This window comes from Turicibacter sp. TJ11 (genome assembly GCF_021497505.1).
GTDB lineage: Bacteria > Bacillota_I > Bacilli_A > MOL361 > Turicibacteraceae > Turicibacter.
Map to the genome: position 1 here is coordinate 2,513,036 of NZ_CP069349.1, position 12,312 is coordinate 2,525,347.

Below are 12,312 nucleotides of genomic sequence, written 5' to 3' on the forward strand. Positions count from 1 at the left end.
AATCTTATAGTAATTGATTAACATGATGAAGATGTAAAAATACGACACCATTTGTAGAAGAAGATAGAGTTATGGTATTCTTAACAAAGATTAATTTAATTTTGAAGATAAAGTTATGAGTTGTGATCAGTTTTAACACATTATAACATATTTAAAAAGAGGTGTTGAAGGATGGATTATAGTCAATTAAGTGGAGTGGTCATTACAAAGGATAGCCCTAATTATAACGAATGTTGTTTGTCTTGGAATCGTGCGATTGATAAACATCCATTAGCTATTGTTTATTGTGAAACCAATCAACAAATTATAGATGCTATTAATTGGGCTAAACGATATGAAGTCCCCTTCCGAATTCGATCAGGGACGCATCATTATGAAGGCTATTCAACTGGAGATGATTTGTTAGTCATTGATATTAGTAAAATGAATAAAATTATCTTAAGCGAGACAACTGTAACTGTTCAAGGTGGTGTTCGCAATCGTGAACTTTACGAAGCTGTATGTGGAGAAGGATATCCGTTTCCTGGCGGAGGGTGCCCTACTGTTGGTGTAGCTGGTTATACACTTGGTGGCGGTTGGGGCTATTCAGGTCGCTTATTTGGTCTAGGATGTGATCAACTACTTGAAGCTGAAGTTATTACAGCGGATGGAACCGTCATGGTGGCAAGTAAGCATGAAAATGAAGATTTGTTTTGGGCACTCCGTGGAGGCGGAGGCGGAAACTTTGGTGTCGTTACATCATTAACGTATCGTCTTCCGAAAAAAGAAAAAATGGCAACATTAATTAATATTGATTATCAACAGGTCGGATTTGAAAAAGTAGTAGAAGTCGCTATTCGCTATCAACAATTTTTTGAAAACTTAGATCGTCGTTTAAATTTAAAAATGTCCATGTATCATTCTGAAACAAAAGGAAAAGGTGTTAAATTAACAGGGTTATTTTATGGAACGAAAGAAGAAGCCACTAAGTTGTTGCATCTGTTTGGAGACGCTCCTGAGTTTGAATTAGAGTATATGACTGTTTTACAAGCGAATCGTGAGATTCAAGATAGTCACCCTGATTTTGAAATGTATCGTTCAGGAGGACGTTTTATTTATCGTCATTATACCGAAGCTGAATTGTTAAATATGTTAAGCTTACTAAATGATCGTGCTCCGGGTGCCTTATATACTGCCATTACCTTTTATGGATTAGGAGGTGCTATTTCGGATATAGCTAAGGATGAGACTGCCTTTTATTATCGGGATGCTTTATTTATTCTAGGATTTCAATCGGTTTGGGAAGATTTATCAGATAAAGCAGCTAACGATGAGTGGGTAAAAGAGCGGTTTAACATCTTATCCACTTATACAAAAGGTTCATTTGTTAACTTTCCGATTGATCAAGGAACAGACTATGACTTGAATTATTATGGAGATAACTTAAAAAGGTTGAAGGAAGTCAAACGAAAGTATGATCCAACAGGTGTTTTTGATTTTGAACAAGGGATAAAAGCATAAAAAAGTAGATGTTTGATCTACTTTTTTATGGGGCAAAAAGACATGGTAAAAATGAACAAAATAGCATTGACACTGATACCTGTCGCTGATAAGATGATAAAGAATTTTGAAAAGGAAATTTCTGAAGATTTTACGATATGAGAGAGGAGAGGAAAGTCATGATGACAGATATGACAAAAGGAAGTCCAACGAAATTAATTTTAGCTTTTACGATTCCTATTTTAATCGGAAATTTATTTCAGCAGTTTTATAACATGGTCGATACCGCAATTGTAGGGCAGTTTGTAGGCGTTGGTGCGTTAGCAGCTGTTGGTTCAACAGGAGGCTTAGTTTTTTTAGTCCAAGGTTTTATTAATGGATTAACTCATGGATTTTCAGTTATTGTTTCACAACGATATGGAGCAAACGATGAACAAGGAATTAAAAAAGCCACTGCAACAGCTATTTGCTTGTCAGCTATGGCTACGATTATTTTAACGATCATCTGTATGATTGGAGCAAAACCGCTGTTACAGTTGATGAATACACCAACGGATATTATCTCAGGAGCTAGTTTATACGTTTCGATTCTCTTTGGAGGACTCGTAACTATGATGATTTATAATCTATTAGCTTCTTTATTACGAGCATTCGGAGATAGTAAAACGCCGCTTTATTTTTTAGTTTTAGCATCTATTACAAATATCGTTCTTGATTTATTGTTAATTATTAACTTCAATCTAGGAATAGCGGGTGCTGCGATTGCCACTGTTATTTCACAAGGATTATCAGGTATTTTATGCTATATTTATATGATGAAAAAATTTGATATCTTAACATTAAAGAAAGAGCATTTTAAGTATGATTCACTATTAGTTAAAGAGTTACTATTGACTTCATTACCAATGGCGCTTCAATATTCGATTACAGCTATTGGAGTAATGATTTTACAGGTAGCGGTTAACAGTTTTGGATCGACAACTGTCGCTGCGTATACGGCAGCAAGTAAAGTCGAACAGTTAGTGATGCAACCGGGAATTGCATTAGGAATGACAATGGCCACTTACTCAGCACAAAACTTAGGAGCATGTGAGATTGATCGTGTGAGACAAGGGGTTTGTAAGTGTAGATGGATTACCCTTATTGTTAATGCCATTGCAGGGGTAGGGGTTACTTTATTCGGAACGTACGTGGTTCAGATGTTTATCCCAGCTCAGAATACAGACGCTATTCCATTATCACAACAATATTTAAGTACAGTAGCTGTATTCTTTCCTATTTTAGGATTATTATTTTTATATCGTTTTACGCTACAAGGAATTGGAAACACGATTGTTCCGATGTTTGCAGGAGTAATGGAGCTGATTATGCGTACCATCGTTGCTTTTACGTTACCTGGAATATTAGGTTTTCAAGGGGTTTGTTTTGCAAGTCCATTCGCATGGATTGGGGCAACGGTATGGTTAGTTGGAGCTTATTATAAAGCCATTCCAAAACTGAAATTAAAATATCAAGAACAAAATGAGTTTGAGAAAACTGATTTGAAGTTAGAAAAGAGTTATTAATATTAGAATTTACAGAAGTTTTCTTAGCAATCTGTTTGTCTTGGAATCAGCTTCATTCAAAAAGTTTTACAGTGTTGGTATTTAAAAAGTGATTTCAACACAAAATAAAAACTAAGTGATGTGATATGACTTGATAGCATTTCTCAACATCAGGTAAATGGTTGTCTAGAAGTTACTAAATTGTGATTTTAAAAAGGTGACGAAAGATAAAGCATTATGTTTGAAGAAAGAAATTCAAAGGGATATAATATAAATAGACTTAGAGATTCAAACATGAATGGAGGAATAATAATGAAATTTTATATTTGCAAAAAAACACAAACAGTGGTTGAAGTCATTGCAGGACAACCTGCACCATTAATGATGGATGGACAACCAATGGAAGAATTAGTACCAAATTCAACAGAGGCTGCAGTTGAAAAACATATGCCAGTTTTATCAGTAGAAAATGGAGTATTAAACGTATGCGTTGGTGAAGTAGAACATCCAAGTATTGAAAAGCACTGGATTCCATTCGTAGTTGTTAAGGCTGGAGATTTAGTATTACGTCGTTCAATTAAAGCAACAGAAAAACCTGTCGCAGAATTTGAATTAGGATCTTATAAAGGTGAAGTAGAAGTTTACGCTTGGTGTAACTTACACGGACTATGGAAAGCTACAATTACAGCATAATCATGATTGAGTTAAGGGAGTTGGCGTTTAGCCAACTCTTTTTTTTGTATAAAAATTCAAAATTTACAAACGATAAAATAGAACTTAAAGTGAGGTGCTTATATGAAAATAGGGATGGCCTGCGATCATGCAGGTGTTGAATTAAAAGAAGAGATTAAAACATATTTACAAAATGAAGGTCATGAAGTGATTGATTTTGGAACAAATGATAACGAATCATGTGATTTATCAGATCATGTTTATCCCGCATCTGTTGCCGTAAGTGAAGGGCAAGTAGAGCGTGGAATTTTCGTGGACGGTGTTGGCTATGGAAGTGCAATGATTGCAAACAAACTTCCTGGAATTTTTGCAGCTGTCTGCCAAGATCCCTTTTGTGCGAGCCTGGCACGCTCGCATTCAAATACCAACGTTCTTTGCCTTGGTGGGAAAATTATTGGTTCGGCCCTTGCTCTTGAAATTGTTAAGACCTGGCTCTCTACTAGCTATTTATCGGAAGAAAAAAAATATGCAACGCGAGTTCAAAAGGTTGTTGAAATTGATCAAAGACATGTGCGAGCCTAAATTAAAAAATCGAAATTAAAACTTTTGAAAAGATAAATATAAAAAAATTCCATAGATGTTATGGAATTTTTTTATGGCTTCTTTTATTTTTGAAAGAAGAAAATTAAGTGATCATCTTTTATAAACTAACAATATTTAGTTAATTACTATTCAATCAAAGATTTTTTATGTAAAATAACAGTAATAGGTGATTAGCGGGAGACGAATGACACTTATTTAACGATATGATTAAGAAAATAATTTATAAAATGGTTTATGAAATCATTTTATGAGAAGGGGAGAAATCATCATGAAATTACAAGAAATTATTAATCGTACGAAAAAGCCAATGACTAAGTTAGATTGGATTAAAGCATTTAAACAGTTAAAAGTGAATCAGCAGGAATTATTAATGGTTTATGCAGACTTAAAAGCATTTAGTTATGTCATAGGTGGAGCACAAACGGTACTAGAGGCTCTTTATGAAGTGGCAGGCTATCACACGACTATCATCATGCCAGCTCATCAACTCAATCAAACATGTCCGACTTTTTTTGATGAAAGATTGCCTAATGAATGGAAGCATATTGTTTATGAGCAGATGCCAGCTTTTGATAAAGAATGTTCACCTATTTTAGCTGGGGAGATTTCAGAAACATTTTCAATGAATAAAAATGTTTTTCGTAGTGAACATCCAATTGCATCGTATTTAGCGGCTGGTAGAAAAGCAGATTGGTTTATGGCTAATCATTCATTACAATCAATGTTTGGTGAAAAGTCGCCACTACAGAAGCTATATGCACAAGATGCTAAACTTTTATGTTTAGGTGTTGATTATAATCAATTAACAGCGCTTCATTTAGCAGAATATTTTTCAAATTGTCGACCTAAAATGAAGCATGAAGCCATCATCATTCAAAATGGGAAGAGAACACTGGTTGAATTTGAAGACTTAGCGTTGAATTCAACCTTATTTGATAAAATCGGAAAAGCTTATGAACAAACGAATGAAATTCAAACATATTTACTGGATGGGACAAAGTGTTCTTTAATCGATTATCGATCATTTATAGACTTTGCAACTGAATTTTTAAAAAACAATTAATCAAAAGAGAGTAAGATATTAATTTATCTTACTCTTTTTATTATCGTTTTTAGATGGCGGAGTTAGTTTTTGTTAGTCATTAAATTGAGTTTAAGAGAATTTATTAAAATTAACAGAAAATTAATAATTCTTAAGGTTGATTTAAGGTGCATCACTATAATGAAAGTATAAGACATTATTTAAGCAAATTGGAGGCTGTTATCATGGCGATTAAATCTTTTAAACGGTATGAGAAAAAATTTTTGTTAACTCAACAACAATATGATGTATTGGTTAGTAAATTGTCTGATTACATGGAGCCTGATCAACATTGTTTAGATGGAAAGAATTACAGTATCTATAACATTTACTATGATACGGTTCATTCTGATGTCATTCGTCATTCTATTTCAAAGCCTTATTATAAGGAGAAGCTACGATTAAGAAGCTATAAAGTTCCTAAAAAACCAACGGATAAAGTGTTTTTAGAACTTAAGAAAAAAATTAATGGCATTGTGAATAAACGTCGTGTGGTTCTAACGTTACAAGAAGCAAAAGATTTTGTTGAAAAGGGAGTACGACCTGAATCACATGATTATATGAGCGAACAAGTCATTAGTGAAATAGCCTATTACTTAAGTCATGAAGTAGTGAAGCCAGCCGTTTACATCGGTTATACTCGTAAAGCTTTCTTTGCTAAAAACGATCCAGAGTTTCGTTTAACGTTTGATTCAAAAATATTAACTAGACGTGAAAATTTAACGCTTGAGTCAGGTTACTACGGGGAAGACATTTTAAAAGAAAATCAATACTTAATGGAAGTTAAAATCTTAGGGGCAATTCCTGTTTGGTTTACTCAGATTTTATCTGAGTTAGAAATTTACAATACTAAGTTTTCGAAGTACGGTCAAGAATTTATGAATTACTGTGCTCAAGATAAAAATGAAATAGAAGAGAAATGGAGAGAAATCGCATGTTAGAAACAATTATTCAATCAACAGATGGAAGCTCATTAACAATCGTCAATACGTTCATTGTTATGATCGCGGCTCTTATATTAGGACTTATGATTAGTTTAGTTTATATGAGAACAACTAAGAAATCTGGATATAGTCCAAGTTTTACAATCACATTAATTATGTTACCTGTCATTATTTCAATCATTATTTTATTAGTTGGAAATAATGTGGCTCGCGCCTTTAGTTTAGCAGGAGCCTTTTCACTTATTCGATTCAGAAGTGCTCCGGGAGAGCCAAAAGATATTGCCTATGTCTTCTTTACATTAGCCGTTGGGTTATGTTGTGGAATGGGGTATATTGGCTATGCCGTTATTTTTACCATGGCTCTATGTTTTGTTATGCTAGTATTAGATACAACTAAATTTGCGATGCCTAAAACAAAAGCAATGAAATTAAAAATTATTGTTCCAGAAGATTTAAATTACGAAGGTGTTTTTGATGAAGTTTTAAAGAACTATTCAAAAACTTACTTTATTGAAACGATCCGAACACGTGATTTTGGTGCTTTGTTTGAACTTAATTATTCAATCGAGTTACTTGAGGGAGTCAATCAAAAACAACTAATTGATGACTTAAGATGTCGAAATGGAAACTTAAATATTACATTAACGTTAAATGCTCAAAGTGAAAAAATATATGGTTAAAAGGAAAGCCAGTAAGGGATGAGAACTTACTGGCTTTTTATTATTAGTTAAATGACGGATAGGCTTTTAATGGTGATCAGTATGATTAATGTTAGGGAGATAATCAAATGATTTATTTAACTAAAGTTTTTAAATTCTACTAGCGGTAGATTTAGTTTCTTTGATAGGTGTAGGGGGGAAGAATATTAAGAAATCACGGGATTCAATAGTTTAGTTAGATTCAACATCCTAATTATAATTATTAGATAGATTATTGTTGAATGATTGCTTTTATATGAAAGCTGACTATTATCTGACACGTATTAGATTCAGTTTTTAGAAACTTATGTCACTTGCTTTCTACGTAATAAGAAGCTATTAAAAAAGGTATGAATCTAGTGGGCTTAGATTTCATACCTTTTTATTTATCGATGAGTGTCAGCTAATTAACGTCGCATCATGCCACCAGGGCCACCCATTCCCATATTTAACGTTGTATTACTCGTAACAGCACTTGAAATCGTTAGTGTTGCTACGTCTGAACCGCCACTGTATGAACCACCTTCATATAATCCATCCGTTGGAGTTGCAGTTGAAGTTCCGCCTGTTGAAATGGTATAAGTCTCACCTGTTTTAAATTCAGGAGAACTAATGATAATAACTTCTGATGTTTTAGCTGGAGCATAAGTCACCAGATTAACACCGCTACTATCTTGAACATTAATTAATGTATTACTTGAAGTGTTGCTACTTACGACGATTGTATTTTGAGTAGAAGATGAGCTCGGCGTTTGAAGCATATCTTTACTTCCTGATGCAATGAATAATCCACCGTTAATCGTAAATGTTTGATCAAAATCTAATGAACCATTTCCACCATTAGTAGGACCATTGACAATCACAGTTCCATTTGACATTTCAATTGATCCATTGGCATCAATTCCATCTCCAGAAGCGTCGACATAAACATAGCCACCGTTAAAATAAATCATCCCTGAACTTGATGAAAAATTATTTTGTCCAGGACGTCCATTCATAGCTGAACCATCATTTCCACCTGCTGCATTAATACCATCATCACTTGTAACAAGATGAATCGTTCCATCATTAATTGTAACTGTTGTACTTTCTAATCCTTCATAAGACTTTGTAATATCGATTGTTCCACCGTTAATCTCGAGTGTTGTATCGGCATGAATTCCATCATCACCACTAGCAATAGAGAAGGTTCCGTTATTAATCGTAACGCTATCGTTTGTATGAAGCGAATCATCGGATGAATCAATCGTAAAGTTTCCATTTTCAATCGTTAAATTAACTCCTGCTTTTAATGCTTTAGCACTTGTTGTTTCATCACTAGTAGTAGATGAAGATTGATTACGACCAGGCATTCCCCAAGTTCCCCAATCCTCTGATTTTGAACTACTGTTTTCACTACCACCACCTGTTTCGATTGTAAAGGTTCCACCATTAATCAGTAAATTAGTTTCAGCTTGGATTCCATCTCCTGTTGTAGTTAGATTAAATGTTCCGTCATGGATGGTAATCCAACCTTTAGTTGAATCTGTTGTATTATCTGATTTGATGGCATCACCTCCACTATTAATGACAAACGTTCCGTTATCAATTTCAATGGAGTCTTTTCCTTTTAATCCGTTGTTAACAGCAGTAATAGTAATATTTCCATCTTTAATATCTAAGTCATCCTTGCTTGCAATTGCGTTGTTATAGTTTGCGTTAACGACTAAAGAGCCTGTTCCGTTAATTTTTAAATCATCTTTACTAAAAATAGCAGCACTCGGTTCATCGATTGATGAATCTTCAAAGAGATATGAATCGGCATCTGTAATGATGCTTTCGGTTCCATCGACTAAGGTTAAGGTTGTTTTATCTGCATTCATAATATAAATAGGGGCACTAGTTGAAGAAGTTAATTGAACACCATTTAGTAATAATTCCACCTGATCGGTATCTCCTGCATTGACTATAACTTGACCGCCTTCTAATGTTCCACTTAAACAATACGTTCCACCTTTAGTAATAGTCACAATGTTTTCTTCCACCGTCACACCTGTTCCATTCACGTCAATCGTTGATCCAAATTCAATGGTTGTATCGGCGTTAGTCGTCGCTTGTTTATCGGTTTGAAGAGTCGAATCAATAACACTTTCTTGTGTTGTCTCATCAGAATTATTCATTTGCTGATTGGAACATCCGACTAATGTACTATAAATTGATAAAGCTGAAATAAAAAACGTCAGTTGCTTTTTCATTTTAAATGCCTCCTGTTTAATGAGTTCTCTTTTCTAATCTTTAATCTAAAGAAGATAAGACAAATCTAAGTAGAAAGCGTCTAAAGGATAGGTTATAAGAATGGGGACACGATTTCTACAAAGATATTTGTCTTATCTGTGGCTAATATAACAAGTGATTCTTAAAATATCCTTAAACTATAAAAAAGAAAGTCATCTATAATCAGTAAACAACAAACATTTAACCATTCCTATCTAACATCATGAAATGTATTATCCTTCAATTAACATTTATAATGATACTAAATCAAAGAAAAAGAAGAAGGTGTAGATGTGAAACGAAACAAAATGGACTATGTTCAATATGTTGGAGGAATTTTAATATTAACACTTGGCGTTGCGTTAAGTTCAAAGGCGGGGTTAGGAACAGGATCATTAGACTCGATTAATTTTGCTTTAGCTAGTCGAACACAATTAAACTTATCCATAGTCATTGTTTTAATGGCGTTTGTAGCTATTTTTATTTCAGCGGTGATTCGTCGTGGCAAGTTAAGTTTTAAAACGTTAATGACTGCTATATTCATGGGTGTGTTTACGGAGTCATGGGTAAAGATCATAGAAATCATTACTGTGGATACAATTGCTCAACAGATTATTGTATTTGCTTTAGCTATTTTTTGCGTCTCACTAGGGATTGCCATCTATTTAAGACCTAAATTTCCAGCGAATCCAAATGATGATATGATCGTCGCTTTAAATGAGGTATTAGGATTAAAAATGGGAACAGCAAAATTGTTTATTGATATAATCGCAATTGTCATTGCTTTACTATTAAAAGGACCGGTAGGAATTGGAACTGTTTTAATGACTGTTTTAATCGGACCAATAGTTAATTTAATTAATTCAATCATTAATAAGTTCACTCCATCATCGATAGAAGCAATAGAAAAAAGTGTAGTTTAGCTACATTTTTTTCGTTTCAATCCTACCAACAGAAATGACAACTAATTTGGAAATTAATTTTTTAAAAAAGGTGATTTTTACAATAAAAAACTAGAATGAATATATTTTGATCAGAATTTGAGAATACTAATACTGGTTTCATTGAATTGAAATCATTGTTTACATTTAAAGGAGGTATTGATATGTCTACCTATAATAAATCAACTTATCAAGAAGAGTTTGGTGAAGAAGTCGTAAAAGATGCTGAACATGTAGCACATAAAATGGCACATGGAGTTCAAGACATAGCAAAAGATGTTGAACACGGAGCTAAAAAAGTTGCTCACGGTGTAGATGATGTTGCTAAAGATGTAGCGCATGGTGCAGATAAAGCTGTTCATGCGACGGCTCATGGCGTTAAAAACGTTGCAGAAGATATTGCGCACGGAGCTAAAAAAGTAGTAGATAGTGCAGAAGACGTAGCAGAAGATATCGCTCATGGAATTAGTAAAGGAATGAAAAATGTTGTAAATGGAACTGAAAAAGTTATCCACGAAACAGCAGAAGGTATTGAACATTTAGGAGAAAAAATTGAGCACGGAGCTAAAAAAGTCGTAAACAAGGCAAAAGACTTCGTTGATGATATTCGTCACCCAAATGATCATCTTGAACAATAAGACAGACTATTATCTTTTAAAAGAAGTTTGTTAATAAAATAAAAACCTCACAAATACGTGAGGTTTTTATTTTATTATTTAATTGCTGTGATATGAGCGATAACTTCAATAATTTCAGGGGTAATGTAGAATAAAGCTGTTCCAATTACTAACCCTTTTACTGCATCTTTTAACATTTGAATTTGTTTCATTTCAAATTCCTCCTTTGGTGTTTTTACTAACCCCAAAGGTTTTACAGGCCTTCTTCCTATAAAACGCATGTTGCGTTTAAACAAGAAAAATAAACAGAGCCTAGTGGCCGCGTTTTCTTATGAGAATAAGAAATTAGCCGTCATATTGGTTTCTATGAGAGAATTTTTCTCATCATTTACGTTTTCAATCTGAGCTCTATTTATGAAAAAGCGCTCGTAATTAACTTATGTGGTAATTACTTTCTTTTTGTGAATGCTTCTGGCGATTATCATTCCGACGATAATCAATAACAACACATAAAGAACAGTACGTGGAAATTGTTCTTTCCTTCAACCTCGAAACATTCCTTGTCTTAACGCAAGGGGTTGGTATAATAGAATAACATGTTTAGATTATAAAAGCAAGCAAAAAAATAAGAAAATATACATAAATAAATTAAAAAATTGATCAGTCATGAATTTATAGGTAGGAAAATGAACATTGAGTATTGTATCTCTCTTTAAACTCGAGCATAATAGAGTTATTGATAAAAGTTAATCAACTAAGAGGAGTGGGTGAATTTGAAGGATTATATTACTTTTGAAAATGTTAAAAAAGTCTATAAAATGGGAGAAGTAGAGATTGAAGCGTTAAGTGGTGTCAATTTTTCGATTGATAAAGGAGAATTTGTCATTGTAGCTGGAGCGAGTGGTGCTGGGAAAAGTACCGTTTTAAATATATTAGGTGGAATGGATACAGCTAGTAGCGGAAGTATTAAAGTCGGAGGAAATGAGATTAGTAAATATAATAATAAAGAACTGATCACTTATCGTCGTTATGATATCGGATTTGTTTTTCAGTTCTATAACTTAGTTCAAAATTTAACGGCTTTAGAGAATGTTGAATTAGCGACACAAATCTGCAAAAATCCTTTAGATGTTCATGAAGTATTAGAAGCAGTTGGTCTTTCTCATCGTAAAAATAACTTTCCTGCCCAAATGTCAGGAGGAGAGCAACAACGTGTAGCGATTGCGCGTGCATTAGCCAAAAACCCTAAATTATTATTATGTGATGAACCAACGGGGGCTTTAGACTACAATACTGGAAAGGCTATTTTAAAATTATTACAAGATATGTGCCGTCAGATGGGAATGACAGTTGTTATGATTACTCATAACTTAGCTATTGCTCCAATGGGAGATAAAGTTATTCATGTCCGTAATGGAAAAGTTTCAAGTATTGAAATTAATGAAAATCCAACACCAGTCGAAAGGATTGAGTGGTAGAT

11 protein-coding genes are annotated in these 12,312 nt (G+C 33.7%); 10 read left to right on the plus strand and 1 reads right to left on the minus strand.

Going from position 1 to position 12,312, the window contains the following annotated elements; translation table 11 throughout:
* Positions 1-171: 171 nt before the first annotated feature.
* The 7 genes from JRC48_RS12060 to JRC48_RS12090 all read left to right on the plus strand — a co-directional run bounded on the left by JRC48_RS12060 (position 172) and on the right by JRC48_RS12090 (position 7,003).
* Positions 172-1,500 carry an FAD-binding oxidoreductase gene (locus JRC48_RS12060; protein WP_235069733.1) on the plus strand — a complete coding sequence of 443 codons (1,329 nt, stop codon included), beginning with the start codon at positions 172-174 and terminating at the stop codon, positions 1,498-1,500.
* A gap of 158 nt (positions 1,501-1,658) precedes the next feature.
* A complete protein-coding gene (locus JRC48_RS12065; RefSeq protein WP_235069734.1) occupies positions 1,659-3,044 on the plus strand; it encodes an MATE family efflux transporter in 1,386 nt (461 codons plus the stop codon).
* A gap of 291 nt (positions 3,045-3,335) precedes the next feature.
* Positions 3,336-3,716, plus strand: coding sequence for a desulfoferrodoxin family protein (locus tag JRC48_RS12070; RefSeq protein WP_235069735.1), 381 nt, complete (start codon positions 3,336-3,338; stop codon positions 3,714-3,716).
* A gap of 102 nt (positions 3,717-3,818) precedes the next feature.
* On the plus strand, positions 3,819-4,277 hold the full coding sequence (locus tag JRC48_RS12075) for an RpiB/LacA/LacB family sugar-phosphate isomerase (RefSeq protein WP_235069736.1): 459 nt from the start codon (positions 3,819-3,821) through the stop codon (positions 4,275-4,277).
* Positions 4,278-4,566: 289 nt separating this feature from the next.
* A complete protein-coding gene (locus JRC48_RS12080; protein WP_235069737.1) occupies positions 4,567-5,361 on the plus strand; it encodes an aminoglycoside N(3)-acetyltransferase in 795 nt (264 codons plus the stop codon).
* Between the two features lie 203 nt (positions 5,362-5,564).
* Positions 5,565-6,320, plus strand: coding sequence for a polyphosphate polymerase domain-containing protein (locus tag JRC48_RS12085; RefSeq protein ID WP_235069738.1), 756 nt, complete (start codon positions 5,565-5,567; stop codon positions 6,318-6,320).
* Positions 6,314-7,003: a DUF4956 domain-containing protein gene (locus JRC48_RS12090; protein ID WP_235069739.1), complete on the plus strand. Its 690-nt coding sequence runs from the start codon at positions 6,314-6,316 to the stop codon at positions 7,001-7,003. The genes JRC48_RS12085 and JRC48_RS12090 overlap by 7 nt, the downstream gene beginning before the upstream one ends.
* 425 nt (positions 7,004-7,428) lie before the next feature.
* Here the strand turns inward: JRC48_RS12090 and JRC48_RS12095 are convergent, their stop codons facing one another.
* Positions 7,429-9,255 carry a carbohydrate-binding domain-containing protein gene (locus JRC48_RS12095; protein WP_235069740.1) on the minus strand — a complete coding sequence of 609 codons (1,827 nt, stop codon included), beginning with the start codon at positions 9,253-9,255 and terminating at the stop codon, positions 7,429-7,431.
* 312 nt (positions 9,256-9,567) lie between these two features.
* Here JRC48_RS12095 and JRC48_RS12100 point away from each other — a divergent pair, with 312 nt between their 5' ends.
* From JRC48_RS12100 to JRC48_RS12110, 3 genes are all read left to right on the plus strand, one after another.
* Positions 9,568-10,197: a YitT family protein gene (locus JRC48_RS12100; RefSeq protein WP_235069741.1), complete on the plus strand. Its 630-nt coding sequence runs from the start codon at positions 9,568-9,570 to the stop codon at positions 10,195-10,197.
* 182 nt (positions 10,198-10,379) lie between these two features.
* The gene (locus JRC48_RS12105) at positions 10,380-10,853 is read left to right on the plus strand and encodes a hypothetical protein (protein ID WP_235069742.1); all 474 of its coding nucleotides are present in this window, start codon (positions 10,380-10,382) and stop codon (positions 10,851-10,853) included.
* Positions 10,854-11,605: 752 nt separating this feature from the next.
* Positions 11,606-12,310: an ABC transporter ATP-binding protein gene (locus tag JRC48_RS12110; RefSeq protein ID WP_304941338.1), complete on the plus strand. Its 705-nt coding sequence runs from the start codon at positions 11,606-11,608 to the stop codon at positions 12,308-12,310.
* Positions 12,311-12,312: the final 2 nt, after the last annotated feature.